The organism is Natrialba swarupiae, assembly GCF_008245225.1.
Lineage (GTDB): Archaea > Halobacteriota > Halobacteria > Halobacteriales > Natrialbaceae > Natrarchaeobius > Natrarchaeobius swarupiae.
Genome location: NZ_VTAW01000012.1, coordinates 1 through 26,044 on the forward strand (window position 1 = coordinate 1; position 26,044 = coordinate 26,044).

General features: G+C 65.8%; 28 protein-coding genes. 7 read left to right on the forward strand and 21 right to left on the reverse strand.

Annotated features, from left to right (window positions below):
- Positions 1–904: 904 nt before the first annotated feature.
- Together FYC77_RS10535 and ddh are read right to left on the reverse strand one after the other, a co-directional pair.
- Entirely contained in the window at positions 905–1,375 is a 471-nt protein-coding gene (locus tag FYC77_RS10535) for an NUDIX hydrolase (RefSeq protein WP_149081468.1), read from the reverse strand.
- A 121-nt stretch (positions 1,376–1,496) separates the two neighbouring features.
- Positions 1,497–2,426, reverse strand: coding sequence for a D-2-hydroxyacid dehydrogenase (ddh, locus tag FYC77_RS10540; protein ID WP_149081469.1), 930 nt, complete (start codon positions 2,424–2,426; stop codon positions 1,497–1,499).
- A 115-nt stretch (positions 2,427–2,541) separates the two neighbouring features.
- On the opposite strand from ddh, the gene FYC77_RS10545 reads away from it, so the two are divergent.
- Positions 2,542–3,207 carry a hypothetical protein gene (locus tag FYC77_RS10545; RefSeq protein ID WP_149081470.1) on the forward strand — a complete coding sequence of 222 codons (666 nt, stop codon included), beginning with the start codon at positions 2,542–2,544 and terminating at the stop codon, positions 3,205–3,207.
- Positions 3,208–3,530: 323 nt separating this feature from the next.
- On the opposite strand, the gene FYC77_RS10550 is transcribed toward FYC77_RS10545, so the two are convergent.
- Positions 3,531–4,730 carry an MFS transporter gene (locus FYC77_RS10550; protein ID WP_149081471.1) on the reverse strand — a complete coding sequence of 400 codons (1,200 nt, stop codon included), beginning with the start codon at positions 4,728–4,730 and terminating at the stop codon, positions 3,531–3,533.
- A 93-nt stretch (positions 4,731–4,823) separates the two neighbouring features.
- Between FYC77_RS10550 and FYC77_RS20690 the strand changes: the two genes are divergently transcribed.
- Positions 4,824–5,000 carry a citrate/2-methylcitrate synthase gene (locus FYC77_RS20690; protein ID WP_274381027.1) on the forward strand — a complete coding sequence of 59 codons (177 nt, stop codon included), beginning with the start codon at positions 4,824–4,826 and terminating at the stop codon, positions 4,998–5,000.
- An 18-nt stretch (positions 5,001–5,018) separates the two neighbouring features.
- Here the strand turns inward: FYC77_RS20690 and FYC77_RS10560 are convergent, their stop codons facing one another.
- From FYC77_RS10560 to FYC77_RS10595, 7 genes are all read right to left on the reverse strand, one after another.
- Positions 5,019–5,417, reverse strand: a complete 399-nt coding sequence (locus tag FYC77_RS10560) for a DUF2892 domain-containing protein (RefSeq protein WP_149081473.1) — start codon at positions 5,415–5,417, stop codon at positions 5,019–5,021.
- A 7-nt stretch (positions 5,418–5,424) separates the two neighbouring features.
- Positions 5,425–5,772 (reverse strand): four-helix bundle copper-binding protein, encoded by a 348-nt coding sequence (locus tag FYC77_RS10565; RefSeq protein ID WP_149081474.1) that lies wholly within the window; start codon positions 5,770–5,772, stop codon positions 5,425–5,427.
- Positions 5,773–5,875: 103 nt separating this feature from the next.
- The gene (locus FYC77_RS10570; protein ID WP_149081475.1) at positions 5,876–7,063 is read right to left on the reverse strand and encodes an AAA family ATPase; all 1,188 of its coding nucleotides are present in this window, start codon (positions 7,061–7,063) and stop codon (positions 5,876–5,878) included.
- A gap of 174 nt (positions 7,064–7,237) precedes the next feature.
- Positions 7,238–8,704, reverse strand: coding sequence for a DUF7519 family protein (locus tag FYC77_RS10575; RefSeq protein ID WP_149081476.1), 1,467 nt, complete (start codon positions 8,702–8,704; stop codon positions 7,238–7,240).
- Positions 8,704–10,389, reverse strand: a complete 1,686-nt coding sequence (locus tag FYC77_RS20695; RefSeq protein WP_238386896.1) for a DUF58 domain-containing protein — start codon at positions 10,387–10,389, stop codon at positions 8,704–8,706. Before FYC77_RS20695 ends, FYC77_RS10575 begins: the two co-directional genes overlap by 1 nt.
- Positions 10,386–11,306: a DUF7269 family protein gene (locus FYC77_RS10590; RefSeq protein WP_149081477.1), complete on the reverse strand. Its 921-nt coding sequence runs from the start codon at positions 11,304–11,306 to the stop codon at positions 10,386–10,388. Before FYC77_RS10590 ends, FYC77_RS20695 begins: the two co-directional genes overlap by 4 nt.
- A complete protein-coding gene (locus FYC77_RS10595) occupies positions 11,303–13,471 on the reverse strand; it encodes a DUF4129 domain-containing protein (RefSeq protein ID WP_149081478.1) in 2,169 nt (722 codons plus the stop codon). The genes FYC77_RS10590 and FYC77_RS10595 overlap by 4 nt, the downstream gene beginning before the upstream one ends.
- Before the next feature lie 448 nt (positions 13,472–13,919).
- On the opposite strand from FYC77_RS10595, the gene FYC77_RS10600 reads away from it, so the two are divergent.
- Both FYC77_RS10600 and FYC77_RS10605 read left to right on the forward strand, forming a co-directional pair.
- A complete protein-coding gene (locus tag FYC77_RS10600; RefSeq protein ID WP_149081479.1) occupies positions 13,920–14,690 on the forward strand; it encodes an ABC transporter ATP-binding protein in 771 nt (256 codons plus the stop codon).
- Positions 14,680–17,127, forward strand: a complete 2,448-nt coding sequence (locus tag FYC77_RS10605) for a CPBP family intramembrane glutamic endopeptidase (protein WP_149081480.1) — start codon at positions 14,680–14,682, stop codon at positions 17,125–17,127. Before FYC77_RS10600 ends, FYC77_RS10605 begins: the two co-directional genes overlap by 11 nt.
- 401 nt (positions 17,128–17,528) lie before the next feature.
- Here FYC77_RS10605 and hisE read toward each other — a convergent pair whose 3' ends face one another.
- From hisE to FYC77_RS10625, 5 genes are all read right to left on the reverse strand, one after another.
- The gene (gene hisE, locus FYC77_RS10610) at positions 17,529–17,813 is read right to left on the reverse strand and encodes a phosphoribosyl-ATP diphosphatase (protein WP_149081481.1); all 285 of its coding nucleotides are present in this window, start codon (positions 17,811–17,813) and stop codon (positions 17,529–17,531) included.
- Positions 17,814–18,281, reverse strand: coding sequence for a bifunctional nuclease family protein (locus FYC77_RS10615; RefSeq protein ID WP_149081482.1), 468 nt, complete (start codon positions 18,279–18,281; stop codon positions 17,814–17,816).
- 178 nt (positions 18,282–18,459) lie between these two features.
- Positions 18,460–18,588: a hypothetical protein gene (locus tag FYC77_RS20880; protein ID WP_274381028.1), complete on the reverse strand. Its 129-nt coding sequence runs from the start codon at positions 18,586–18,588 to the stop codon at positions 18,460–18,462.
- Positions 18,589–18,699: 111 nt separating this feature from the next.
- Positions 18,700–19,326, reverse strand: a complete 627-nt coding sequence (gene pdxT, locus FYC77_RS10620; protein WP_149081483.1) for a pyridoxal 5'-phosphate synthase glutaminase subunit PdxT — start codon at positions 19,324–19,326, stop codon at positions 18,700–18,702.
- Positions 19,327–19,416: 90 nt separating this feature from the next.
- Positions 19,417–19,578, reverse strand: a complete 162-nt coding sequence (locus tag FYC77_RS10625; protein ID WP_149081484.1) for a preprotein translocase subunit Sec61beta — start codon at positions 19,576–19,578, stop codon at positions 19,417–19,419.
- Between the two features lie 127 nt (positions 19,579–19,705).
- Between FYC77_RS10625 and FYC77_RS10630 the strand changes: the two genes are divergently transcribed.
- Positions 19,706–19,975 (forward strand): thioredoxin family protein, encoded by a 270-nt coding sequence (locus FYC77_RS10630; RefSeq protein WP_149081485.1) that lies wholly within the window; start codon positions 19,706–19,708, stop codon positions 19,973–19,975.
- Positions 19,976–19,993: 18 nt separating this feature from the next.
- On the opposite strand, the gene npdG is transcribed toward FYC77_RS10630, so the two are convergent.
- The 6 genes from npdG to FYC77_RS10660 form a co-directional block, all read right to left on the reverse strand.
- Positions 19,994–20,662, reverse strand: coding sequence for an NADPH-dependent F420 reductase (gene npdG / locus FYC77_RS10635; RefSeq protein WP_149081486.1), 669 nt, complete (start codon positions 20,660–20,662; stop codon positions 19,994–19,996).
- Between the two features lie 116 nt (positions 20,663–20,778).
- Positions 20,779–21,036, reverse strand: a complete 258-nt coding sequence (locus FYC77_RS10640; RefSeq protein WP_149081487.1) for a hypothetical protein — start codon at positions 21,034–21,036, stop codon at positions 20,779–20,781.
- Between the two features lie 81 nt (positions 21,037–21,117).
- Positions 21,118–21,798 carry a hypothetical protein gene (locus tag FYC77_RS10645; protein ID WP_149081488.1) on the reverse strand — a complete coding sequence of 227 codons (681 nt, stop codon included), beginning with the start codon at positions 21,796–21,798 and terminating at the stop codon, positions 21,118–21,120.
- A gap of 76 nt (positions 21,799–21,874) precedes the next feature.
- Complete coding sequence (locus FYC77_RS10650) at positions 21,875–23,500, reverse strand: FAD-dependent oxidoreductase (protein WP_149081489.1); 1,626 nt, start codon at positions 23,498–23,500, stop codon at positions 21,875–21,877.
- Positions 23,501–23,554: 54 nt separating this feature from the next.
- Positions 23,555–24,433 carry a TIGR01548 family HAD-type hydrolase gene (locus tag FYC77_RS10655; protein WP_149081490.1) on the reverse strand — a complete coding sequence of 293 codons (879 nt, stop codon included), beginning with the start codon at positions 24,431–24,433 and terminating at the stop codon, positions 23,555–23,557.
- A gap of 54 nt (positions 24,434–24,487) precedes the next feature.
- Complete coding sequence (locus tag FYC77_RS10660; RefSeq protein WP_274381029.1) at positions 24,488–24,904, reverse strand: UPF0146 family protein; 417 nt, start codon at positions 24,902–24,904, stop codon at positions 24,488–24,490.
- A 39-nt stretch (positions 24,905–24,943) separates the two neighbouring features.
- Between FYC77_RS10660 and FYC77_RS10665 the strand changes: the two genes are divergently transcribed.
- Positions 24,944–25,465, forward strand: a complete 522-nt coding sequence (locus FYC77_RS10665) for an archaemetzincin family Zn-dependent metalloprotease (protein WP_149081491.1) — start codon at positions 24,944–24,946, stop codon at positions 25,463–25,465.
- 108 nt (positions 25,466–25,573) lie between these two features.
- Positions 25,574–25,945, forward strand: coding sequence for an alpha/beta fold hydrolase (locus FYC77_RS10670; RefSeq protein ID WP_149081492.1), 372 nt, complete (start codon positions 25,574–25,576; stop codon positions 25,943–25,945).
- Positions 25,946–26,044 lie beyond the last annotated feature (99 nt).

The window sequence follows — 26,044 nt, forward strand, 5'->3', positions numbered from 1 at the left end:
CTTGCAGGGTTGTGGCGCTGCTGGACACAGTTTCCACACCCTGCTGCCTTCGTTGAGAACGTTTCTATGACACGCTCTTTGTAGTGAATTCGTTTTCAGTCATCGATGGGTACGTAGGGCCCGAGCGGGTATATCCGCATATCCTAACCGCCCGAGGATCGTACTTTCAGCTGTTTCCGACGTTCTCCGGGACCGACCGTCAACGCTGTAGAAGTAACGCTCTCGAGAACGGTGTGCGACGAGTGCTCAGTAATTAATCCCCGTCCTAACCAAAGCGAAAAGCAGGTCCAATTCCACTGCTTCCGCCGCGGACGATGGAGGTTGGCGGACGGGACTGTAAAATCGCTGACTTCGGCGTTGAATCCTCAAGACGGTGGACTGACCGAGCGGGTACGGGGTGGGGTTTGTAAACCGGTGGCCTCGGCACTCATAGGGCTCGTCATCACCAGGTGCCGAGTCCGGCTCGGAGCGGGTGTATCGTCATCGGCCGCTCGAGCGTATGCACGTCGAGCCAAAGACGATTTGGATTGCTGTGCTCCGAGCGAAAATCCGGCGGAGTTCGGTTATACTGTCGGACAAAGCGAGTTACAGGTTTCGACTGAACAGGGGTTCGGAAGTATTCAGAACGCGGATCGAGGCCACTCACGACGTTTCCGGAATGCATCCTTTCGGTGTTCTTCAGCAACGTCGGTATCCCGCGCTCGTTCGTGGTTCTCAATTTCGTCTCCGATCCCTGCTATCGGTCCGGAACACTGTCTTCGGTGAACCTTCCGAGCGTGTATTCGCCATCGCCAGTCGTCTCGAGGAAGGCAGTGTAGCCAACGAGGCAGTTCCGTTCACGCAGATCTAACTCGGAAATCACGGACAGTAAACCGTATGAATCAGTTCCCGGACTCAAAAACCGCTAGGACGGCGATCCAGCGGCCTCGATCGCCTCGAGCCCGAACGTCACGTTGTCCTCGGGGAGATCACTCCCGCGGAGGTCACGCGGCGCGTACCACCGCCAGTCGTCCGGACTCACCTCGCCGTCGGTCGGCGTAATATCGCGGCTCCGAACCGTCGCGTAGTAGATCATATCGATGTGCTGGTGGCCGACCTCGCCGTCGTGGACGTTGATGTCGTAGAGCATCTGGTGGCGCGGCTGTGGAAGGGGCCGACCGTCGGGCGACTCGACCGCCGCCGGCTCGGCAAGCAGGGTGGGCTCGAGGCCGGTCTCCTCGCGAACCTCCCGAATCGCGGCGAGGTGGGGGAGTTCGTCCCGATCAACGTGACCCCCCGGCGGGAGCATCAAGTCCAGTCGCTTGTGGTCGTGGAGGGCGGTCGCCCCGTCGTTGACGATGTAGACGGTCGACGTGAAGTGGCGCGTCGTTTCCATACCGGGGAGAGAGAACGGGGGACCGTAACTGTCGGCCATCCGCGGTGAAACTGAAATTGCTATCGATCCGGATTACGTCGATGCGGGTCGAATCACATCGGGCCCTCCTCGCCGTCGACCGTCATACGATCCGGTTGTGAAACGCCTCACCGGAATCGAGGCGGTCGACGTTCTCCCGGACGATGTCACCCGTATCCCGGAAGTAGTCCTCGGTAAAGGCCGCACAGTGGGGCGTGACGATCACCTCGTCCATCCCCCACAGCGGTGACTCCTCGGGGAGCGGCTCGGTCCCGAAGACGTCCAGCGCCGCGCCGGCGATCGACTCCGACTCGAGGGCGGCGATCAGCGCATCCTGGTCGACGACCGGGCCGCGGCCGACGTTGACGAAGCGCGCCCCCTCGTCCATCGCCTCGAAGACGTCGGCGTCGATCGTGTGATGAGTCTCGTCGGTCAGCGGTAGCGTGACGATCACGAACTCGACGTCCGCGACGGCCTCGAGCAGATCGTCGTTCGCGTACACCTCCTCGAAGCCGGGGACGGGATCGCCGGAGCGTCGAACACCGGTGACGTGGACGCCGAGCGCACCGAGGACGTCGGCGACGCCGCTTCCGAGCGTCCCGGTGCCGACGACGCACGCGCTCGTGCCGGGGAGCGTGAACGCGTCGTCCCAGGCCGGCTTGTCCCACCGACGTTCGGTCCCGTTCGCGACGTGTTCGTGAAGCCGCCGGGAGAACGCGAGCAGGTAGCCCGCGACCGTTTCGCCGACGGTCCGGTCGTGAATCCCCGTGCTGTTGGTGAGGATCACGTCGTTGGCCTCGAGTGCGTCGAACGGAAAGCGGTCGACGCCGGCCTGAATCGAGTGAACCCAGTCGATCTCGAGGAAGGCCTCGCGGTGCTCGAGGGTGACGACGGCGTCGCAGGCGTCGATTTCGTCGTCGCCGATCACGTCGACGTCGACGGGGAGATCCGAGAGGTACGACGACAGTTCCGACGCCGGGAACACTGGATCGACCGATTCGTGGACGCCGACTCGCTCGAGTTCGAACTGCATGGGCACCGATACGAACGGCGGGAAAGTCAACGTTTCCACGACCGTTTACCCCCGCGTCGGTCGCTCTCGAGCGTTCCGGCAAAAAACACTTATCACTCGATCTAGGAGTGCGATCATGGATCGGCGTTCCCTCCTGATTTCGGTCGGCGGCGCAACGAGTCTCGTCGCCGGCTGTCTCGGCACCGGCAACGTCAGGGAACCGGCCGACGACGGCGAGGTCGGAACGACGAGCGACGAGACGGACGATGCGAACGGAGGAGATGGGGACACCGAAATCGACCCGGAGTTCGAGCGGTGTGACGATCGAATCATCCCGTACACCCGTCTGCCGGAGGAGCCACGGGAGGAAGCGGGCGAAGCGTTCGAGACCCGCGTCTACGAAACCGACGGGGAGACCGCGCGACTTCGCCTCGAGGAGACGACGCCCACCTGGCCCGGAACGCACGACCTCGTCCTCGTGAACGAAACCGACGATTCCGCGACCGTCTCGATCGTCGTCCGCGACGAAGACGGCGACGTCGTCTTCGAGGAGGACGACGTCGAAACGAAACCCGACGACGAGGTCGACGTCACCGACCGCCCCTCCCTTCCCGTGACGAACGCGTACGCGACGTTCGAGGTGACGGCGACGGTCGACGGCGACCGGATGGAGACGGTCACGTGGACGATCGGCCGCAGGTCGGGCGGCGAGGGACGACTGCTGCTCTCGGCGGACGGCGCGGAGATCGAAACCGACGACGTCGCGCTCCACACCTGCATGCAGGAGTACCACGACGGCTGAGTTCGACCCGAAACAATCGTATCACGGAATCATACGAATTACTGTAGCGATGTACCGGTGAGACCGCAACCCAGACGGCGATCTCACCGGAAATGACCTACAGTAAACCGTATCAGAAGAACGTCCGTTCACCGGCCGACCGCTCTTCGCGGCCACCTACCCTGCCGTCGATCGCACGACCGAACGGAGTTCTTTTATCGAATTGAACGCCAAACTCGGCACATACCCTCGACTCTCCGGTGGGCGATCGATCCACCTCGAGTCACGTCTGCCGACCGCCGACGAACTCGAGACGACCGTCGAGTTCTACACGTAGAAGGCAGTCAACCGTCCGGAAGTAACAGCGTGAGTGCGGTGACGACGGCGACGACGACGGCCAGCATCACATATCCTTCGTCGAAGTAACCGCGTTGGGCGACCGCGCCGAACACCACCGGCCCTCCGGCGCTGAGCATCCCTGTACTCGAGCGAACGAGTCCCAGTCCGGTGCCCTGAACGTCGTTAGAGATAATTTCGGTCAAGTATGACTGGGTGATCGCACCGTTTCCAAGCATCGTACTGATGAGGACGGTCACCCCGACCAGCGCCGCGACGCCGTCGACGAACGGGAGCACCGCGAGGCCGACGATCGAACCGCCTAGAACCACCGGCAGAGAGCGACGAATGCCAACCCGGTCGTAGGCCGCGCCGGCGAGCGGTTTGACGACAACGCCGGCGGCGAAAAACAGCCCGAACAGGGCCCCAGCGACCGGCGGTGAGAGCCCTTTCTCGTCGACCAAGTACGTTGGGTAGAACGCCGAGAACGTCTGCCAGACAAAGAGAAACAGGAACAACATGACGCCCATGATCGCAATAGTCGGCGAGCAGAGTTCGGCGACGACTTCTCTGATACTCGCGTTGGACTCCGCAGTGCCGTCGTCTTCTGGCTCGGATTTCGGCAGCGTCCACCAGAGGCCGACCACGCTGAGACAGAGGAACGGGAGAACGTACCCGAGGCCAAACTGCCAGCCGACCACGACCGCGAGAACGCTCGCGATGGGTGGAAGCACTGTTTGCCCGAGGTCAGCAGACGCCATCGTCATGCCCAGCGCCCGGCCGAGTCGACTGGGATAGAGATCCGACAGCATCGTCATACGCGCGACCGGGTACTGTGATAGCCCGAATCCGACCACCGCGGTCGCGGCGAACAGGACGAGCGCCGACGGCGCGGAAACCACGACGGCCAGTCCGACAACGGTGACCGACACGCTCGCCGTCAGGATCTTCCGCTCGCTGTACCGATCTGCGAGAATCCCGCCTGGTACCTGTCCGATCGACTGGGCAAGCCAGATAATGCTCACGAGCAATCCGGCGGTTGTCAGGGTAAGCCCGAAATCGTCGCTAAAGTAGGGCAGCAGGGGCGGGTAGATCATTCGCGTCCCGACCAACAAGCCCCACGCCACCGCGATGGCAATCAGCGACTTCCCCTTACCGCCGGACCACAACCCGGCCAATTCTCGACGCACCGAATCTAAATAGCCCATCGAATATTCGAGTTCGAGCATTTCAGAGTAGTCAAAATTACGTTTCGCTGTTGGAACCGGAATCGAGAACCAGCAGGGCTTCCGAGGAGAGGTGTGACACACGTCACTCGAGGGCTGACACACACGTTTACCCCGACGTTCGCCGTCTCGAGAGTCGGCGGCTGGTGTAACCACTGCCTCGAGCAACTCGAGGACGACCGGCTGGGTCGGCCGGTCTCGCGCTACGGCGGAGCGCGGGATCGGATCTGGACGCCCGTCGACGAGCGGTGACCTCGACGCTCCGACCAGTCACTGCGATCGCTGGATTTCCTCGAGCACGCGTCGTTCCGCGTCGATTTCGCGCTGTGTTCGCACACCCATCCGGCGGAAGACGGGGACCGGCGGGCACCACCCCTGAAGCGCGTGCTGGAGGAGAAACGCCGCGATCACGGCGGGCATCGCGAGGAATCGCCGATCGACCGTCGCGGCGAGCCCGAGAGAGACGAGCGTGAGTCCGGCGGCGTTCGCCTCGAGCGTCCGCTCGACGTCCCACTCGCGCTCGAGTTCCGCCAGCCGGTCGTCGATCTCGTCGGTGTGTTCGGCGTAGTACTGAACCCGCTCGCCCAGTTTTCGCCTGATGCGTTCGTTGACTGTCTGAGACGTACTCTCGGGCACTCGGTCGGCGGTTCCGGGAAGTGACGTGGACATCGGTCGCTCAGGTCGACGCCATCTCTCGACAACTCTCGGCGCAGTCGGGGAGGATCTCCGCACACGCCTGACAGTGCTCGTGGTCGTGTTGTTCACACTCCTCGAGACACTCCTCACAGAGGTCCGCACAGAGTTCCGCGAGGTCGCGGTGGTAGCCCGAGTTGCGCGCCATCCAGCGGGCGTGAAGCGTCGTGACGTCGGCGACGTCCCGACAGAGCCGAACGCATCGGGCCATCTCCTCGCCCTCGTCGAGGCAGGCGTCGGCACACCACTCACAAACCTGGGCGGCCTCGAGACAGTTGTCGATACACTCCTGCATGTGGTCGTCGGCGTGGTCGATCCGTTGGAGCGCCATCGACTCGGGCTTCGCCGAACGGCCGCATCAACCTGGAGGGAGCGAATGCAAGGAGTCTGTTGGGGACGGTATGCCGAGTGAGGGGTCCCGTTTCGCCTCGAGTTTACGCGTCGTCGCGGTCGGACGCCGGCGAGCCGTCGGCGGGCGCTGGCTCCGCGGACCGACTCGGCGCGGGCTCGGCCCCCCGTGAGCGACCGTCTGTCCCGGCAATTTCTTGGTCGGCTTCGGACCCGTCCGGTGCCTGTCGCTCGGTCGGCGATTCGTCTGCGTCCGCCGGTTCGTCCGCGTCCGTCGATTCGGGGCCGCCGTCGGATTCGTCTTCGTCCGGTGCGACCGCCGGAACGTCGACCGTCTCGAGTGCGTACCGAACGACGTCGGTCCCGTCGACGCCTTCGACGGTCGCCTCGGTGGTGAGCACGACCCGGTGGGCCATCGTCGGCTGGGCGAGTCGCTTGACGTCGTCGGGCGTGACGAACGAGCGGCCGTCGATGATCGCGGCCGCGCGAGCCGCCTCGAACACCCGCTGGACGCCCCGCGGCGAGACGCCGATCTCGGCTCGCCCGTCGCGTCTGGTCGCGCGTGCGAGTTCGACGATGTACTCGCGGATCTTCTCGTCGACGTCGACTTCCTCGGCCAGCATCTGCAGGACGCGAACCGAGTTCGGCGTCACCGCCGGATCGACGCTCGGCGACAGCGTCCGCCGGTTCGCGCGGCGCTCGAGCAGTCCCATCTCGCCGTCGAAATCGGGGTAGCCAAAGGAGGTCTTGACGCTAAAGCGGTCACGCTGGGCCTCGGGGAGGCGGAACGTTCCCTCCTGTTCGATCGGGTTCTGGGTCGCGATGACGATAAACGGCCGCGGGAGATCGTAGGTCGTTCCGTCGATGCTGACCTGGCGTTCCTCCATGGCCTCGAGCAAGGCGGCCTGGGTCTTCGGCGGTGCGCGATTGATCTCGTCGGCCAGGACGACGTTCGCGAACACCGGACCCTTGGCGAACTCGAACTCGCCGGCGTGTTCGTCGTAGACGGTCGAGCCGGTGACGTCTGAGGGTAATAGATCGGGGGTAAACTGGATGCGGGTGAACTCGAGGCCCATCGCCTCGGCGATGACGCGGGCGGTGACGGTCTTTCCCGTCCCGGGGACGTCTTCGAGGAGGACGTGACCGCGGGCGAGGACGGCGGAGAGCATGGCGAACAGCATCCGGCGATCGACGACGGCAGCCTCCTCGATGCGCTCGAGGATCGTCCGAACGGCCGCCGCGGCCTCGTCGGGGGTTACGTTCGTCTCGTTCATACCTGATCATTACGCCGAGCCATCATGAACCCTCGCTTCGTTGCCATCTTCTCCGTCTCCTTGCCTTTCGTCCTCGAGAGACGTGGCGTGATACGGATTGCTGGCCCGATCTCCCGGCGCACCCGCGACCCGTAGGACGGCTGTGCCCGCACTGACGGACACCACGACGGATAGCTAGCCGCGAAGCGGGGTCAGAAGGATCAACGCGCCGAAGCCGATCGCGACGACCGCCCCCATCGCGACGACGCCGCCGAAGACGTCGGTTCGAACCCACTCGAGGGCGACCGCGACGAGGACGGCGACGACGCCGACGCCGACCGAGAGCACGCCGTGGAACAGTTCGGTTCGACGGGTATCGGGAAGGTGGCCGAGTTCGGCGGTCAGCCCCAGGCCGAACGTCGAAACGTCCCAGACGACCGCTGCTCCAGCCAGACAGACGAAGACCAGGACCGGACTGAGCGAGCCGAAGCCGATCGCGGCGACGACGAGGCCGACCGCGGCGAGCGCCGGTCCGCCCGCGCGATCGGGAACGATCCGGAGCAAGACGCCGACGAGCACCAGCCCGACGACGATCAGGAATGCCGGCGGTCCGGCCACGAGGATGACGACGACGATCGACGCCGCGTTGGCGGCCATGGCCGCACCGATCAGGTTGAAGTAAGTCATTCCCAGGATTACGATGATCGCCATCCCGACCACGAAGGCGACCAGCGAGACGCCGACGACGACGGCGCTGCTCCAGCGGACCGCGCTCGTCCCGAACCGTCGAGTGAGCAGGCGAAGCGTGACCGCCACGGCGCTTGCGAACAGCGCGAGAAGTGACAGCCCGACGATCGGCCAGACGACGAACGGTGCGGAGAGGCCGACGAGGAGCGACTCGAGTATCGGGACGCCGCTCACACCCGGGCCGAGAAGATCGAAGATGGACGCGATCGCCACCGCGATAAGGACGCCGAACGTGGCGATCGTTCCGATCCCGATTCGCCACCGAGCGCTCGAGAGCGCGCTCTCGACGCGGTCGCGGCGACTGCGCGGGGTCAGCTGTCGGATCGGGAGCACCCAGAGGGCGATCAGCGCCGAACAGCCGGCACCGACCACGACGAGAGCGAAGCCGACGACCGAGCCTCCGATCGAGGACGTCTCGGTCACGACGACGACGATCGCCCAGCCGAGGACGCCGAACGCGGTCACCACCAGGAGAAACACGGACGAACTGAGCACCGCCGCGTACGTCACGAAACAGCTAGCGACGGCGCGTTTCGTCCCGTCGCCGCCGACGTCGGCCCAGGCCATCGCGATCCCGAACAGCGCGACAGTAAAGCCGGCGAGTGCGATTCCCGGGCCGCCGAGTAGCGGCGCGGCGAGGACCAGTAACGCGAACACCGAGCCGAACGTCACGATCAGCGTGTGGCCGACGAACAGCTGGACGAAGCTGGTTCGATCGAGCAGGGCGATTCCGGCCACGGCCAGGCCGGCGAACGTCGCCGGCAGCGTCACGAGCGTCGGCTCGCCGAGAGCGGCCCCGACGGCGACGGTGATCGCGACGATGACGAGGGTGGCGATCCAGAGGCTGATCGCCCTGGGTCGGCCCTCGTCGCCGATCGCCGACGGACGATCGAGGCGGGGACCGGCGAGGGACATCAGTCCTCACCCCCCGTCTCGGCGCGTTCGGTCGCCGGACCGACCGCTTCGTCTTCCGGCATCGACCCGGCGTCACTCCCAGTCGTCTCGGCACCGGCAGCGACTCGAGCGGACGCGTCGGAGCCGTCGCCATCGGTTTCCCACGGATCGACCGACTCGTCGTCGCCAGGTCGCCCCCCGGAGCCCGCGTTCGCGCCGAGTCGCCCACTCGAGAGTCGCGCGTTCGCGCTGAAGGCGTACTCGATGATCAGCGGTAACGGCGTGCCGCGTCGCCAGTCGACGGCGCGTGTTCCGACGGACTGACAGCGGGCGAGGCGGGTTCGTCGTCGAATCTGTGCGTACTGTCCGCTGACGGTGTTCTCCGGGACGACGTCGGGCGAGAGGACGATCGACGGGAGTCCCCCGCCACGCCAGGTCTCGACCGCTTCGACGGGCCGATCGTCGAGCAACGGGGAGAACAACGCTACCTGTGCCCCCGCGGGCGCGAGTTCGATCAGCTTGCGGATCTGTTCGTCCGCCCGGCGGTCGTCGACGTCGGCGGCTCCTGCGGTCCGTTCCATTCGCCCGTGCCCCTGTTCTGCTCGATTTCGTCTGTGCGCCTGTTCCGTTCGATCGCGTCCATTCGTCCGTTCCGCTCGATCGTCCCCGCCTGCCCGCTCCGCTCGATCCCGTCGCTCCCAGTTCGAGGTTCCCGCGGCCGACCACTCTGACGACTGTTCTGGGTCGCGTTCGTCGTGGACGCCGGTCGCGTCCCGGAAGATCTCGAGGCCGCGGGCGCGTTGTTCGGAGCCACTGGCGGGCTCGAGCCAGTGGAGACCCGCCGGACCGGGGCCGGAGAGACCGATGGCGGCGACGCCGACGTCGTGACCGTGGGCAAGCAGGTCGGTCAGCGCGCGCGTCGCGGCGTACGCCGACAGTTCGACGGCGGTGGGTCGACCCGGGCCGGCGACGACACGGTTCGGTTCGCGTGCGTCGACGACCAACACGACGGTCGCGGCGACCTGCCGTTCGTAGTTGACCGTCGCGAGCGAGCCGCGTTTGGCGTAGTGTCGCCAGTCGATCCGATCCGCGGGATCGTCGGGGCGGTACTCCCGGGTCGAGTGGAAGGTGAGCCCCTCACCGGGCCGATCGGTCGTCAGCTGACCGATTCGTCCGGTCCCGATCTGCTCGAGCGGCGGGGCGTCGGCGTCGAGTCGACAGGCGAGCGAACTGTCACCGTCGACTGCGGGTTCGGTCGTGACCACCGCGCCAGCGCCGAGACCGCGAACCCTGACCTGGGGCGGGTCGAACTCGTACTCGCCGCGACGGGCGACCACCGCGTACTCGAGGACGATCCGATCACCCGGCTCGAGCGTCCCGCTTCCTCGCGGCGATCCGCCGGTGACGGCGAGATCCGCCGGCACCGCGTCCGCGACGCGAACGTCCGTCAGCGTCCGCTCGCCGTCGTTTTCGACCTCGAGCGAGACGGTGACGGGACGACCCGGCGGTGCGGGCGTCGGGCTGATCGTTCGCCGGACGACGAGGTCCTCCGGAGCGCTCGCCCGCGAGAGCGCGCCGTAAGCGACGTATAGCAGCGGAACGACCGCGCCGAGTAACACGGCGCCGTTCCCGCGAGCGACCCCGAGCGCGACGAGGAGAATCGTCGCCGCGACGGCGCCGCGCCAGCGGTGCTGTCTCCACGTCACGGCCGATTCACCTCCCCGTCTCCGACTCCGTCGGACTCCGCCGGGGCGGCTCTGACTCCGTCCACAGCGCCGGCGTTCGCGTCCGTCTCGTCGGGGCTCGAGTCCGTCTTGCTTGAAATCGAGTCCACGTCGTTCGGGTTCGAGTCCGCATCGACCGGCCCATCCCCCGGCGGCCGCGGCCCTCGAGCGACCGCGTCCGGATCCACGGCCCGTTCGAGTCGCCCGTCGGCACCGCGCGTCAACTCCTCGAGACGCGGCTGGACAACGGGAACGGTCCGGGGCGCGGTCTGGCCCGGAACCGTCGGGAGCGCCTCGTCGGCGGCGTCCGCGACGGCGCCCATCGACCGCCTCGCGAGTCGACGGACGACGCGTTCGGGAAACAGCCAGGCGTACACCCGTTTCCGAAACGACCGGTCGGGACCGGAAATCGTCTCCTCGAGGACGCTCGCGGCGACGTCGTCGTCGGTCCACGAGCCGTCCGAAACCGCCGCCTCTGCGTCGGCCCTCACGACTCCGCCCTGGACCAGCGCGTCGACGAGTGCCTCGCGAAGCACCGGTCGGAGGACATCGAGACCGTCGTCGACGGTTCCGCTCTTCCGGGCGGTGGCTCCCGCCTCTTCGACGACGGCCGTGAGGCCGTCACTCGATAGGGGTGGCTCTCGGATCGTCCGTTCGGGTGCCGGATTGGCGAAGGGCTCGTCGTCCGCCCAGGGAACCGGCGGCGCCGACCCGTCGGGCTCGAGTGCACCCCAGACTTTCCAGCCAGCGACGGCGACTGCGAGGAGGACGATCAGGACGGCGAAGCCGGTCAGGACGGACTGTCCGCCCCCCGACGCGCCGGCGATTCCGAGGGCGACACCGCCGACGACGAACGCGAGGCCGAGGAGCGCGACCCCCGCGCGGCGAGCGCTCGTCACGACTCGATCACCCGTTGGCCCCCGCGTTCGTCCCCCTCGAGCGACGCGCTCTCCGGGCTGGTGGTGTCGACGGCGGCTGCGTCCCCGTCGTCGCGTTCGGTCGAGACCTCGGCCGCCCTCGCGTCGACGATTTCGTCGTAGGCGTCGGCCCCACGCCGGCGGACCGTCTCCGATCGGGCTCGATCGCCGTACTCGACCTCGAGGAACAGCGTCGTCAACTCGGCGACCGGTTCGCGTGGATACCCCTCCTCGAGAGCCCGCCGACGGATCTCACCAGGCGTTCGCGTCCGCCAGCGACGGGGCGCGACGTCCCGGGCGAACGCCCGCCAGATCTCGCGGAACGTGCGATCGTCCGCGGTGTCGGCTTCGCTGCGGATGGGGCCGGCTTCGCTGGGGGCGTCTGCCGCCTCGCTCGAGTCCGCGCCGTCGCGGCCGACGAACCGATAGACGACGGCGAGACACACGAACACCGTCGCGACGACCGCGGCGACTCGCTCGCCGAACTCGACGTAGCTGGCGGCCACGAGGGTCGCCCCGGCGGCGACGGCGACGACCGTTCTGACGCCGGGGCGGGGCGTGGCCGCGATGGCACGTCGGGTTGCTTCGACCGCTCGTCCGGGAAGCGCCGCGAGCCATCGACCGAGCGCGCGTGCGAGACCGGTCACCGAGCGTGGCAGCGACGCGATGCGGAGACGGACCGCCGTGACCAGCGACCGGAGCCACGCGAGCAGCGACTCGAGGGCGGCTACGATCGCCAGCGTCCGGGCGACGACCCAGTCGGTGATTCCGCCGCGAACCGACGGCGCCGAGGGGAGAGACGGCCTGACGCGTCGGTCGGATCGATGCGCCGCGAGTGCGAGCGCGATCACCGCGACGGTGACGAGTGTGACCAGCCCACCAATGGTGCCGTAAAACGCCTCTGCGATGAGAACTGCCATCACGGCCGCGACTCCGGCGAGAACGGCGATCGAGCCGCGAGATCCGTGAGTCCGATAGCCGGCCGCAACTCCGCCGAAGACGAGCACGGTCAGGGCGACGAGCGGCCCGCCGTAGCTGTCCACGAACGTGGTCGTCGCGGTCTGGTCGCCGGTATCGACCGTGACGGGTTCGGTCGGGTCCAACGGCAGCGAGAGGGGTACCGTTCCGTTCTCGTCGGTCTCCCCGTGGGGCTCGCCGTCGACGGCGACGTCGGCGTCCTCGACCGGCTCGTCCGCGATCTCCGCCTGGACGGCGCCATCGCTGCCGGGGATCGGCGCGATCCCATCGGCGACGAACTGCGCCTCGAGCAGGAGGATACGAAGCGTCGCCGTCCGTTCGAACTCGCCGCGGGCGACGGTAAGCGAGAGTCGGTCGGAGCCGTCGTCCGGGATCGTCAGGTCGACCGTTCCGTCGTCGTCGGTTTCGCCGATCGACTCGCCGTCGACGGCGACGTCGGCCGACCGCATCGGCACTCCCTGGATGCTGGCCTCGACGGTGACCTCCTCGCCGGGATACGGATCGTCCTGAAGATCGAGCATCACGAAGCCGTCGATCTCGTACTCGGCCGTCGCGTTCCCCTCGATCTGTGCTCGAGCGGTATCGGCGGTGTGGAGGGATCCGAAATCGACGGACGAGACGTCGTCGACCGAAGACGTAGTGTCGGGTGTAGACGAGACGATGGGGTGGGGAACGTCGACGTCGGTCACGGTGGGCGAGCGCGAGGCGGTCGTCTGGCCGGCGCGACACTCGCCGTCCTCGCCGGCGCCGACCCGGATCAGCAGCTCCCGTTCGTACGGAACCGTTCCAGTCACCTGTCCTTGTTCGTCCGTCTGGCCGACGTGGCGGTCGTTGAACCACACCGGTGCGTCGGCGAGCTCTTCGTCCTCGTAGTGGACCGTCGCCGTCACCTCGGTTCCCGGAACCGGTTCGTCGCTCAACCAGATCGTACACTGTGCCTGGGCCGGTTCGGGCTCGGTGAACAGATCGAGCAACGCGAGCAACTCGAGCCAGTCGAAGGCGTCGTCGGATTCGTCTACTGGCTCGCCGAACTCGGACTCCCCCTGGCCGCCGATCGCCGGCGCGAAAAACGCCGCGACGACGACGGCAACCGCCGCGAGGACGACGAACGAGACCTGCCGGTAGTCGGTGCCGGTCGTCGGCTCGTCGGGCGGATCGTCGGGGGCCATTGGTGTCCTCAATCGCGGGACCGATCGGGTCGAACCTCGATCGGTCGTCGGTATCGGCTGTGTGGGCTACCTGATCATGAATGTGTCCACGCGGTTGCACACCGAGAGAACGCGGCAGTTCGCCGGCGGCGTTTCCGGCCTGCACCGGTGGTCCAAACTCCGTCGTGTGGGGCAGTTCGATCCATCGGCCGGCGCGCAATCTCTCCGACGCACAGCCCCGGGAGGGGGCGCCACCGTCCAGGTCCTCTCTGGAGAGCAGCGTCCGATGGGCGGGGATCGAATCGACACGAGCATTCGTTTCGTTCCGCCGGCATACAAATATGTTGGATTACGTGTCGGTCCAAAAATCTTTTACCAGCAGCGCGGTGGTGGCGAGTACGATGGATATCGACGAGTCGGTAACAGGATCTTCGGCGTGTGCGACGGGATTCGTCGAGGTGAGGTAACGATGATCGTCACGGAAAGTCTCACCAAGCGCTACGGTGACGTGGTCGCAGTCGACGGGCTCGACCTTCGAGTGGAAAAAGGCGAGGTGTACGGATTCCTCGGCCCGAACGGGGCCGGCAAGACGACGACCATGGAGATGCTCACCACACTGTCGACGCCGACTGCCGGCCGAGCGTCGGTCGCTGGACACTCGACTGCCGAACGCGACGCGATCAAACCTCAGATCGGCTATCTACCGGACGATCCGCCGGTGTACGACGCCTTCAGCGCCCGCGAACAACTCGAGTACGTCGCGACGCTTCGCGGTCTCGACGACGTGTCCGACCGGATCGACCGCCTGCTCGAGCGGGTGGGCCTCGCCGCCGACGCTGACCGCCAGATCGACGGCTACTCCCAGGGGATGTGCCAGAAGGTCGGACTGGTCCAGTCGGTGCTTCACGAGCCGTCCGTCCTCTTTCTCGACGAGCCGACCAACGGACTCGATCCACGGGCAGCACGCGAGGTCGTCGATCTGATCGCCGACCTCTCGGTGGATGGGACGACGGTCTTTCTCTCGACGCACATCCTCCCGGTCGTCGAGGAACTCGCCGACACCGTCGGCGTGCTTCACGAGGGGACGCTCGTCGCCGAGGGATCACCTGCAGAGCTGAAAGCCCGTGCGACGGACGACGGCGACGGCTCGCTCGAGCAGGTGTTCCTCGAGGTCACCGACGACGGGGGGTACCTCACCGACGACGCGACGCGAGCGGGGGTGGAGGTGGATGACGGATAACCGGGACTCGGAGTCGAGCGAAGCACACGGAACCGAGTCGGATAGCGGAGCCGACGACGGTCGTGCACCCGAGAAACGGCAGGCCGCGTCGTCGCTGTCGGTGATCCTCGCGGTTTCCCGCGCGGAGCGCCGTCGCTTCGACCATCGACACACGTCGACCCGTCGAAAGAAGGCGGTGGCATACGTCGCGCTCGCGCTCATGCTCCCGGTTTTCGGGGCGATGGTGTGGGGTGCGTACCGATTCGGTACCTCGGTCGGGGACGGTGGCATGGACGGGTTGTTGACGCTCACACGGTGGTACGTGCCGGTCGTCATCGGTCTCTACGTCCTCGCTGGCGCGAACGAGGCGGGTAAACGGTTACTCGGGTTCGAAGCGTGTGAGCTGTTGCTCACGACGGTCCGCGATCGCGACCTCGTTCTCGGCCTCCTGCTCGCGGATCTTCGCGAATCGGGGTGGTATCTCCTCGGCCCGACCGCGGTTCTCGTCCTGGTCTTTGGCGTCGGCGTCGGTTCGCCGACGCTCGTCGCCGTCGCGACCGTGGCGGCGGTGCTGGTAACGCTTGCGGCCACGCTGGTCGGCTACGTCGTCGGACTGGGTGCCAGACTCGGCTTACGCCACATCCCGCTCTCGAGTTCGGCACAGTCCGCGCTGAGCGGCGTCGCCTCCGTCGGCGTATTTTTGCTGTTCGTCGCCGGTGGTGCGATCGCGGGACAAACGGGCGCGTCGTTCGACCTCGGTGAGACCTCGCCTGCGGAGCTCGCACCCGAGGGGCCGCCGCCGCTGGCGATCGGCTACTACGCCGATTTCTTCTTCGTCGGGACGCCGATGCTCGAGGGAATCGGGTACCTGGCGCTTGCGAGCGGGGCGCTCGTCGTCGCGGCGATCCCCCTCGCCGTTCGGGGAACGATCGCGATCACGCCCCGCCTGTGGCGGGTCGAATCCCACGGCGATTCGACGGATTCGGCCGCCGCGTCGACCGGTGACGAGCGACAAACCGGAACGGACGTCGGGGACCGTCGAGAGTGGCCGTGGCTCGAGATTCCCACGGGCTACGTCGCCGACGGCGTTGTTCATCGGGCGATTCGGACGCCGGACCGGTCGCTTCACGTCGTCTACTACCTCGTCGGTGCCGGATACGTCGTCGTCTCGCTGGGTGTCGCGGATTCGTCCCTCCTGGCGACCGCGGTCGGCGCGTCGCTGGTCCTGCTTGGCATCTGGCTCGCGGGTGGCGCTGTCGGCCTGAACCCGATCGGTGACGAGGGATCGATGCTCGGCCAGCTCGTCCTCGCGGAGTACTCGCCGGAGACGTTCGTTCGCGCGCGAATTCTCGTCGGAACCGCGATCGGACTTCCGCTCGTCCTCGGAGGAACAGCGTTGTCGACCATCAACGAACTCGGCGGTCTCGAGGCGACGTTAGTCGGCGGATTTCTGGCCGCGATGGTTCCGGTGAGCGCGTGTTTCGCCGTCGGCGTCGGAACGCTCCTCCCCAGATCCGAACCCGGGACGGTCCTCGAGAAGTTCGAAGTCAGACCCCCCGAGACGCTCGCGATACTCGTCCACGGTGCCGTGACCACGGCGCTGGCCGCTGGCGGTGCGTTCCTCCTGATCGGCGATCTCGCGCCGGCCGCTCGAGTTGGCGGGCTCGCCGCGGTCGCGCTCTGTTCGCTGATCGTCGCCGATGCGGGCTACCGGTTCGCCGTCAGCGGTATCGCGGGGTACGGCCGGCCCCAGAAACCGGATCCCGTCTATGCGCTAGAACTCGTGACGGGGCTCGGATTGCTCGGACTCGCCCTCTCGCTTTCCCTCGAGATCGGTATGGCGACGCAGCTACCGTTGTCGGGACCCGTCCAGTTCATCGCGACGTTCGTCGCCGGCTTCGCCGGTTGGGCGCTGGTCGGCGTCGTCTACCTGTACGCGACCGGCCGATCGTGGGGGTACCTAGACGTCGCGGTTCCGGACGGCCGGGACGGTCGGTATCTCGCCGTCGGCCTCGTCACGTCGCTCGCCGCCTACGGTGCGTTCGCGACCGCGGTTTGGCTCTTCGAGTTGCCGGTCGTCTCACACGCGATCGCCGAGGAAGTCGGGACCGCTGGACCGGCGTTCGCTCTCCTGCTCGCCGCGCTCATCCTGCTGGTCAACGCGCCGGTCGAGGAGTTCCTGTTCCGAAACGTCCTCCAGAAGCGCCTGACCGAGGCGATCTCCGCGGGCGGAGCGATCGTCGCCGTCTCGATTCTGTTCGCCGCCGTCCACCTCCCCGTCTACGCGAGCGCCGATCCCGTCGCAGTCGCCGTCTCGTTGCTCCCGCTCGTCGTCGTCTCGATCGTCTGGGGCTGGGTGTACGAGCGAAGCGGGAACCTCGCCGTCCCGGCGCTGTGTCACGGACTGTACAACGTAGCGATCGTCGTCGTGCCGGTGCTCGCCGTCTCGACGTTCTGAGTGGGACCCGACCCGATCGGTTTTCGTTCGATCGACGAACCGGTGGCGACCTCGAGTTCGACAATCCGATTCAGCGGGGCTTCGTCGGCGTGTCGGTCGGCAATCCGGCGGGCAATCGATAGTGGTCTCGAAACGAGTACGCGGTTCCTGGCAACGGGGAGTGGCCACGTCCTCCCCAACCGACTCGCTCACGCCGTTCGCTCGTCCCTCGCGAGTCGCGGCGCGGCTCACCCCCGGTCGCCGCGCCGCCGCGGGCCATTTGCGGTCACCAGACAGCGGACGAGCGGGACCGAGAAACGGGAAAGCCGACGGCTGTGGATGGTGTGATAGCTTCGGGCGGTGTGACGGCTTTGGACAATTCGATGGCTTCGGACGGTGATCGGGTGGCGAAAGCGACGGTGTTACCGGCGCGCCTCGAGTTCGGCCTCGAGATCCGACAGCTCCATCTCCTTCATCGAGAGCAAGACCAGCAGGTGATAGACGATGTCGGCGGCCTCGTAGGCGACTTCGTCGCGGTCGTCGTCTTTCGCCGCCAACACGAGTTCCGTCGTCTCCTCGCCGAGTTTCTCGAGCACCGCGTTCTCGCCTTTCTCGTGGGTAAACAGCGAGGCGGTGTACGATCCCTCAGGTAGCGTTTCCTTTCGGTCCTCGATGACGTCGAACAGCTCCTCGAGTACGTCGTCCATCTATCGTTCACCGGCAACGGTGCGGATATCTTTTAATTCGTCGAACTTCTCGCTGTCGTCTCGGCCGTCCTCGAAGACGTCCTCGGTGACCTCGATGGTGGCGTTCGTCCGGGCGGCCAGAGCGAGCGAGTCGCTGGGCCGGGCGTCGATGACGACCTCCTCTCGAGGAGTCTTGACGTGTAGATCCGCGATGTAGGTGCCGCCGCGACCGTCCGCGCGCGCTTCGATCTCGCTGACGACGACGCGGTCGATCCGGCTGCCCAACTCTTCGATCACGTCGAGTAACAAATCGTGGGTCAGCGGTCGCCCGATATCCTCGGCCTCGAGCCCGCGAGCGATGCTGGTCGCCTCGTCGAAGCCGATGAAGATGGGGATCACGTCCTCCTCGTCGTCGACGGCGAGGACGACCACTGGAACCGGTCCTTGAGGGGTCCCCGCGACGCGAACCGCGTCGATAGATGCGTGCATGTTCTCTCACTCGCGTGCGAGGGGCAAAACAGGTCCGGTCGCGAATGCATGCCAGGGCCGGCCGCGACCGGAGACGTGCCGGGTTGTGAGGACGATAGCTGCAGTGTGGGCTCGATCAACACTGTGCCCTCCGAGAACCGGTGTAAGCGACTGGACGACCACAGCCACGACGGACCGTCTACTCGGCGGGGTACTCGGATCGCTCGTAGAGATACATCGCTTTCCACAGCACGTCTTCGGCGTCCTCGTTGCTCGAGAGGTCATCAAGCTTGCGGGCCATGGTTTCGGAGACGTCGATCGCTGGCATGGAAGAACCATCGATACGGGCCGTATTAAAGGTACTGTATTTCGGAATGGAGTTAATTTATGCCGTATACGTCACGGTTCCGGACACGACTCCGATCACGAACGGCGTCCGTTACCTGACGGTGTTTTCGAGCGACGGTACGAACGCAGCCTCGTTGTCGAAAAAGGCCAACCCGTGAACCCGGCTGTCGGGAGTCAACTCGGGATGAAACGCGGTCGCGACGACGGGACCGTCGCGGACCGCGACCGGCCGCCCGTCCCAGGAGGCGAGCACGTCGGCACTGCCGACCGCTTCGATAGCCGGTGCACGGATAAACACTGCAGGATAGGGGTCCTCGTCGGCGAGTCCGTCGACCGACAGGGGGGCTTCGAAGCTGTCTTTCTGTCGACCGAAGGCGTTTCGCTCGACGGTGACGTCGATCAACTCGAGTTCGTCGACGCGGTCGTCAGCCGCGTCCCTCGAGGCGACGATCAACCCGGCGCAGGTCGCAAGCAGGGGTTTGCCCGCTTCGACGTGAGCGACGATCTCGGGGGCGATCCCCTCACTGTGGACCAGCCTCGAGATCGTCGTCGACTCACCGCCGGGCATCGCGAGCAGGTCACACGCCGGGACGATCCCCGACTCCCGAATCTCGCGAACGTCGACCTCGTAGCCGCGGGATTCGGCCGTTCGTTCGATGGCGCTAGCGTGTTCTTCGACGTCGCCCTGGACCGCGACGACGCCCGCGACGAGTGACATACGGGCGTCTACGGGAAGAGTCATGAAAAAGGCCGCGTCACGGCGTCGCGACTCGAGACGGTTCGATACGAACTCGAAGGGACGGTGGGGTCAGGAGACGAACGTCAACAGCTGTACGAGTACGCCGACCATGACGCCGGTCGCGATGACCGTCTTCGGGTTGATGAGAATCGCGTTCGAGTCCTCGGAGTCAAAGTACCGGACGAGCCCGGCACTGGACATCAGCCCACCGGTGTTCTGTCCTCTGTCCATACCCAGTCTTTCTGGGTGGGGTGAACTAAACCTTTCGACGTTCGCTCGCTCTCGCGTCGGTTCGCCACGCCGTTTGCGCGAGTGGGAAACCCTTATGCGCGGCGCGGGGTAACTGTCGATGAACTGTATGACTGTCACGCTCAAGGACTTCTACGCCGACTGGTGTGGCCCCTGTAAGACCCAAGACCCGATCCTCGAAGAACTCGAGGACGACTGGGATGGCCGATTCGAAGTCGAGAAGGTAAACGTCGACGAACAACAGGATGTTGCAAACGAGTATCAGGTTCGCTCGCTCCCGACGCTCGTCATCGAAAACGACGACGGCATCGTCGAGCGCTTCGTCGGAGTTACCCAGCGCGAGGACTTAGAGGACGCCCTCGAGTCCGCAGGTGCGTAATCCGGCCTCCTGACTGATTTATATCCACTTGACGCCGACGTCGTGCATCTCGTCGTTGTACGTGGCAATGTTGATCACCAGCGGTGTGACGCTCTCGACTTCGGCGGCGTTCGCGAGTGGCCCCGCCTCGAGGGCTCGCAATCCGTCGATTTCGTTCGTGAGCGTGCGGATCGTCTCGTTGGCGGCGGAGTCGTCGCCGACGATCAGCGTATCGAGATCGAACTCGACATCGAGGTCGGCGAGTTTGCCCGCCGCGAGGTTGTGGTAGGCACCGACGACCGGAACGCCGTCAGGAGCCCGCTGGGCGACGAGTTCGCTGACGCTTCCGACCCCCGGCGGGTGGTAGTGCATCCCGTCCTCGTCACCGTTCATCCCGACCGCAGGCGTTACCAGGATCGTCTCCTCGTCGAGAACGTCTTCGATCGCCTCGACCGTGTCCCCTGCGTAGTACGGTGGGACTGAGAGGACCACGATGTCCGCCCTGTCGGCCGCCATCTCGTTTCCAAACCCCTTGATCGTCGGCTCGTGTCCGCGGTCGTCGAGTTCCGCCTCGTAGCTCTCGACCGCGTCACGCGCTTTCTCGGGATCGCGAGAGCCGATCAGGATCTCGTGGTCCGTATCACGCGCAAACCGGAGTGCAAGTCCTTCGCCGATGTCACCCGTTCCACCGAGTAGTGCAATTCGCATGCGAATCGATGGGGACGGCAGCCGAATAAATGGGTTGGTGCACGGCCGATCTCGCCGGAAATATCGAAGCCATCGGTCGACCCTGTGATACGAGTGACTGTCAGTCAGTGCCGGCGCTACGGTGCCTCGTCTTCGTCCGGGTTCATCGCTGCACCGAGTCCGCCGTCGTAGGCGTCGCGGTTCTCGATTTCCCTGATTCGCTGCTGGAGTCGATTCTCGAGTGCCTCGCGGCGACCGTCGTCGACATCGGGATCGCTTCCGAGGGTGCGAAGGTCCGTTCGTGCCGTTTCCAGTATAGAGATGGCTTTTTCGGCCTCGAGTTCCGTCGCTCGATCGAGAGTTCGTTCGACGTCGGCGAGAGTTACGTCGGTCATTGCGTGGCCGTTCCACGTACGACGCCTTTAGTGCTAGACCGGGAGGTGCCACCACGCTCGATCGGTCGCTCGAGTCGGGCGCTATCGGTGTGGAACGGACGGAACCGAACCGCGAGGGACTGAGACGAATCCGACGAAGAGGACGACACCTTGCCCAGCGATGGCGAATAGGGCGAGAGTCGTATCCGCAAGTACCCACGTGTCGGTGAGCCACTCGAGCGGGCCGACCGCCGTCAGTACCGTCTCTGCGGTGAACACGACGAGAGCCATACCGACGACGACGAGAAACGTCCACACGAACGACGAGAGCTCCAGATCGAGTCGATCGAGGCCGCCGTAGAACGCCAGCCAGCCGCCGAGTAACACGCAGGCGACGAGATAGAGGTTGACGAAGACGCCGGGAATCTCGAGGAGGAGTGACAGCGCGTATCCCACGGGGAGAAAGGTACACGGCAGATAACAGACGGACAGCCAGGCGAAGTTGCCGCCGCCGTGTGGATCTGCACGAATCAGCCGATAGCCGTCGCGCTCGAGCCAGATCGTCCCCAGCGAAGCAACTGCGAGAATACCGAGCCAGACGAGTTCCTCCGGAATACCGGCGGTTGCCGGCGACAGATCGGTCCCCTGGACGCCCGCGAGGACGACATTGGCGGTCAGCCAGACCAACCCCACGAACGTTCCGATCGCCGCGGCGATCTCGGTGAGCATCGATCCCGCGGTCGTACGGAGAGTTCTGATGGTCTTCGTCACGGCCGTTGCCACCGTATTACCACCGACATTCATTCATGTAAACAAATAGGTGACGGTGGAATACGGTCGGTGCAACAACACCGTCTGATTACTCTCTCGAGGGGAGATCCTCGGTTGCCGGCCCCTCAAGAACCTCTCCGTCGGGGTTGAACCGCGAGCCGTGACACGGACAGTCCCAGCTACACTCCGCGTCGTTCCACTCGAGCAAACAGTACATGTGAGTGCAGACGGCCGACGTCGTGTGGAGGTCGCCGTCGGCGTCACGGGCGCAGGCGATCGGCTTCCCACCGCGGCGAACGATCGTTCCCTCGCCTGATTCGAGTACGGATCGGTCGGGTGCGAGCAGCGTCTGGAGCCAGTCGGTCGCGAACTCGCTCGCGGCGTCTGCGTTCTCGGTGAGCGTCGTGCCCAGAGAGGCCTTGGGGGTGAAACGCAGCGGATCGAACAGGTCGCGTTCCGGCGGTGAGTCACCCGTAAGGAGGTCCGCCAGCAGACGTCCGGCGGCGACGCCGTTGGTCATCCCCCAGCCACGAAAGCCGGTCGCGACGAACACGTTCTCGGTCGCCGGGGCGGCGCGGCCGACCAGCGGGACCCGATCTGCCGACTCGTAGTCCTGGGTCGACCACCGGTAGTCGACCGACTCGACGGGAAATCGCTCGCGCGCCCACCGGAGAAGCCGACGGTAGCGTTCGATCGTCGACCCGCCCTGCCCGGTCTTGTGGTTCTCGCCGCCGACCAGCAGGAGTTCGCCGTCGTCGTCTCGGTGCATTCGGACGGAGCGGTAGTTCTCACCCGCCCGATAGTACATCCCCTCCGGCGGCCGTCCGTCGAGACGTAGTCCCAGTACGTACGAACGCTTGGGATGCATCCGAGCGAAGTATCCCGCTCGATCGAGAATCGGGAAGCCAGTCGCGAGGACGACGCGTCGCGCCGAGAGGCGCGTCGACCGTGCCGACTCGCTCTCCCGTGTTGACCCACGTTCGCGTTCTGACTCGTACTCGAGGCGGACGCTGGGCGGCGACCCCGGCGTTACGTCGGTTACGCGAGTCCCTTCGAGAACCACCGCGCCATCGTCGGCCTCGAGTTCGTCGGCGACCGCGAGGAGGTACTTCCGGGGGTGAAACCACGCCTGGTCGTCGAAGCGAACCCCCGCCTGGGCGCGCTCGAACGGCGGAACCGACGTCACGTACGTCGCGGAGAGACCCGCCGCGCGAGCGGCCTCGGCCTCGCGTTCCATCTCGTCCGGTTCGTTGCTGTAGAGGTAGGCGGGGTGGCGTTCGAACCCACAGTCGATCTCGAGGTCGTCGATCCGCTGTTCGACGGTATCGATGGCTGCCTCCTGAATCCTCGCGTACTGACTGGCCTGGCGGCGTCCGAACTCCCGGCGGAGGTGATCGTAGATCAACCCGTGCTGACTGGTCAGCTTCGCCGTCGATTTGCCGGTGACGCCCGTCGCGATTCGATCGCGTTCGAGAACGACCACCGTCTGCCCGCGCTCGCGGAGTTCGATTGCCGTCGAGAGGCCGGCGACCCCCGCGCCAACGACGGCGACGTCGATCGGACGGTCGCTCTCGAGGAGCGCCGCGTCCCGGGAATCGTCCCCTCTGCGTTTGTCGGGTTCGCGTTCGCTCGGTTCGCCTGACTCGAGCGTGTCTGCGAGCCACGGCGAGGTCGGTTCACCGGGGAGGTCGTCGCGGCGGGTGAACTCTGACATCGGAACGGGAACGTACTACGGGGGCGACGTGCAAAAAACGGCCGGGCGGTGTCGTCAGTTCCTCACGAGACGGTCGGGCAGCTCGTTGATCGATGCGAGGACGGCCGTCGCTCCCTCGTCGTCGAACTTGCGCCGCCCTGCATCGCCGGTGAGCCCGCCGGTCAGGACGCCGACGCCGTGGTACGTCCGGTCGGGGTCCACTTCGGCCGCGTTCGTCGCCGTCCGAACGTCGTCCAAGGTGTCGCCGACGAAGACGACGGTTTCGGTGTCGAAGCGCTCCGCCAGCGTCGTCAGCGCCTTCGGATGGGGTTTTCCCTCCTCCCAGTCGTCCATCGTGAACCGGTGCTCGGCGGGGACGGCGTCGTCGAGCCCGACCCGATCGAGCGCGATCTCGGCTTCGGCTTCCGGCCGGCCGGTCAGAACGCCGACGTCGTACCCCTCGAGCAGTCGGTCGCGGGTGTCGGCCTCGAGGATCACCGGCTCGTCGTGGATGAACCCGCGCGTCTCGAGATCGGGTTCGCCGCCTTCGAGTCCGCGGTAGAGCTCCGCTCCGAGGTAGAGTTGCTGGAAGACGTCCCGTAGTCGATCGGGGTCCCAGCGGTCCTCGACGCGGCGGGTCGCCCGCGCACCGATCGCGTCCCGGACGACGGTTTCGGCCGCCTCGAGTCCGCCGCCCTCGGCGGCGATTCCGTCGGTGAACGCCTCGATCGAGTCGCGATACCCCTCGCCCGTCGCGAGCACGTACAGGGCCGCGGCGTACGTGAGTTCCCAATCGTTGTTGAACCCGCCCGCGTCCTTGAACTGCTGGATGTCTTCGCGGCGGATCGTCCGGTCGTGGACGCACTCGATCGACTCGAGGATCGCCCGACGGTAGGAGTCGGCGACGTCGACGAGCACTCCGTCGATATCGAGGACGACGGCATCTGCGTTCATACTCGAGTAGAGGGAGCGGGGAGAATAAAGGCGGCCGGATTGCCGTCGATCACGTCAACCGGTGAAATATCGACCCTCGACTCGGGAGACGTACAGCGTCCCCTCACGGACTGTCTTCCGTTCGACCGGTATCGCAGGCTGGTCGCCCCCGAGCGTCGTGAACAGAAGCGCCGCGTTGGCGTCGCGGGCGACCTCGAGCGCCGGTCGATGCAACTCGGGCGGCAGGTTCCGCGCGTAGATCGCCTCGGCGTCCGCGTAGACCGACGGGTCGGGATCGACGATATCGTCGCGGACGAACCGGACACCCTCGGGAACCTCGCGACGGTAGACGTCCGTCGCGGTCACGGAAACGCCGTCGTTTACGAGCGCCGCCGCCAGGTCGGTCCGCCGGCCGATCCCCACCTCGACGAGGCGGTCGTACTCGCGAAGGGACTCGATCATCGATTCGAACCGGCGGCGAGAGTCGCACACGGCGGGACGTTTATAGCGTCCGCACGCATAGCTGTTGCCATGCTCGTCGACATCGTGCCGGTCGGCAACGTCTCCGCGGAGGTCAAGCGGGCGGCGTCCTCGGCACTGCGATCAGTGTACGACTGCGACGTCACGGTCAACGAGTCGCAGCCGGTCCCCAACGGCGCGTACGATTCGGGGCGAAATCAGTACTCGGCCGAGACGTTCATTCAACTCGCCGAACGCGTCGGAAGCGGGGAGAAAAACATCGCGATAACGCCCCACGATCTCTTCTATCGGCGTCGAAACTACGTTTTCGGACTCGCCTATCTCGACGGCAGCGGCAGCGTCGTCTCGACCTACCGGCTCCAGACCTCGAGCGACGGCGGCTTCTCGAACAAGAGCGCGAGCGAGATCTTCGAAAACCGGGTGCGCAAAGAGATCGTCCACGAGATCGGTCACACGTTCGGGCTCGAACACTGCGACAACAACCGCTGCGTGATGAACTTCTCGCCGACGGTTCGCGGAGTCGACATCAAAGAGGAGAACCTCTGTGGGAGCTGTCAGCGGTTGATTAGATGAGTCCAGACTCGAGTGTATCAGTCCGCTCGTCGATCCACCGCGGATGCGCTCCGGTCGTCGAAGCAGGAACTGTTTTAATTTCGTGACTATCCATGTCTGTATATACTGATGCAAACAGTCACCTCAGCTGACAGGACCGAAATCGCCTACGAACGACACGGAAACGGACCGCCGCTGATTCTCCTCCACGGAGGGTCGGGGACCCGACGGAGTTGGGAAACGCTTCGTCCTGCCCTCGCCGACGATTTTACCCTCGTCGTCCCCGATCGGCGGGGTCGCGGGGACAGCAGCGACGGTGAGACCTACGGACTCGAGCGGGAGGTGGCTGACCTCGAGGCGCTCGTCGAGGCCGTCGACGGCGATCCGACGGTGTTCGGCCACTCCTTCGGTGGGTTAGTCGCGCTGGCGGGCGCGTCCGACCTCACACTCGACCGGCCACACCGGCCGTACCGGCCGCGAATTCGCGAGCGAAAACAATGATGTTCACCGACTACTATCGGTTCCACGACTCATACGGTCTGCTGTAAATCGGTACCGGCGAAACCACGAGCCGTCTGTGGTTTCACCGGTAAACCGTTA

Excerpts from the sequence above, each read along its gene's own strand:
- FYC77_RS10670 (WP_149081492.1), top strand. The coding sequence starts at position 25,574 with ATGCAAACAGTCACCTCAGCTGACAGGACCGAAATCGCCTACGAACGA.
- FYC77_RS10630 (WP_149081485.1), top strand. The coding sequence starts at position 19,706 with ATGACTGTCACGCTCAAGGACTTCTACGCCGACTGGTGTGGCCCCTGT.
- FYC77_RS10570 (WP_149081475.1), bottom strand. The coding sequence starts at position 7,063 with ATGAACGAGACGAACGTAACCCCCGACGAGGCCGCGGCGGCCGTTCGG.
- FYC77_RS10605 (WP_149081480.1), top strand. The coding sequence starts at position 14,680 with ATGACGGATAACCGGGACTCGGAGTCGAGCGAAGCACACGGAACCGAG.
- FYC77_RS10560 (WP_149081473.1), bottom strand. The coding sequence starts at position 5,417 with ATGTCCACGTCACTTCCCGGAACCGCCGACCGAGTGCCCGAGAGTACG.
- FYC77_RS10665 (WP_149081491.1), top strand. The coding sequence starts at position 24,944 with ATGCTCGTCGACATCGTGCCGGTCGGCAACGTCTCCGCGGAGGTCAAG.
- FYC77_RS10595 (WP_149081478.1), bottom strand. The coding sequence starts at position 13,471 with ATGGCCCCCGACGATCCGCCCGACGAGCCGACGACCGGCACCGACTAC.
- FYC77_RS10600 (WP_149081479.1), top strand. The coding sequence starts at position 13,920 with ATGATCGTCACGGAAAGTCTCACCAAGCGCTACGGTGACGTGGTCGCA.
- npdG (WP_149081486.1), bottom strand. The coding sequence starts at position 20,662 with ATGCGAATTGCACTACTCGGTGGAACGGGTGACATCGGCGAAGGACTT.
- FYC77_RS10615 (WP_149081482.1), bottom strand. The coding sequence starts at position 18,281 with ATGCACGCATCTATCGACGCGGTTCGCGTCGCGGGGACCCCTCAAGGA.
- FYC77_RS10550 (WP_149081471.1), bottom strand. The coding sequence starts at position 4,730 with ATGGGCTATTTAGATTCGGTGCGTCGAGAATTGGCCGGGTTGTGGTCC.
- FYC77_RS10655 (WP_149081490.1), bottom strand. The coding sequence starts at position 24,433 with ATGAACGCAGATGCCGTCGTCCTCGATATCGACGGAGTGCTCGTCGAC.
- FYC77_RS10625 (WP_149081484.1), bottom strand. The coding sequence starts at position 19,578 with ATGGACAGAGGACAGAACACCGGTGGGCTGATGTCCAGTGCCGGGCTC.
- ddh (WP_149081469.1), bottom strand. The coding sequence starts at position 2,426 with ATGCAGTTCGAACTCGAGCGAGTCGGCGTCCACGAATCGGTCGATCCA.
- FYC77_RS10640 (WP_149081487.1), bottom strand. The coding sequence starts at position 21,036 with ATGACCGACGTAACTCTCGCCGACGTCGAACGAACTCTCGATCGAGCG.
- FYC77_RS10545 (WP_149081470.1), top strand. The coding sequence starts at position 2,542 with ATGGATCGGCGTTCCCTCCTGATTTCGGTCGGCGGCGCAACGAGTCTC.
- FYC77_RS10650 (WP_149081489.1), bottom strand. The coding sequence starts at position 23,500 with ATGTCAGAGTTCACCCGCCGCGACGACCTCCCCGGTGAACCGACCTCG.
- FYC77_RS20880 (WP_274381028.1), bottom strand. The coding sequence starts at position 18,588 with ATGCCAGCGATCGACGTCTCCGAAACCATGGCCCGCAAGCTTGATGAC.
- hisE (WP_149081481.1), bottom strand. The coding sequence starts at position 17,813 with ATGGACGACGTACTCGAGGAGCTGTTCGACGTCATCGAGGACCGAAAG.
- FYC77_RS10575 (WP_149081476.1), bottom strand. The coding sequence starts at position 8,704 with ATGTCCCTCGCCGGTCCCCGCCTCGATCGTCCGTCGGCGATCGGCGAC.
- FYC77_RS10565 (WP_149081474.1), bottom strand. The coding sequence starts at position 5,772 with ATGGCGCTCCAACGGATCGACCACGCCGACGACCACATGCAGGAGTGT.
- pdxT (WP_149081483.1), bottom strand. The coding sequence starts at position 19,326 with ATGTCACTCGTCGCGGGCGTCGTCGCGGTCCAGGGCGACGTCGAAGAA.
- FYC77_RS10535 (WP_149081468.1), bottom strand. The coding sequence starts at position 1,375 with ATGGAAACGACGCGCCACTTCACGTCGACCGTCTACATCGTCAACGAC.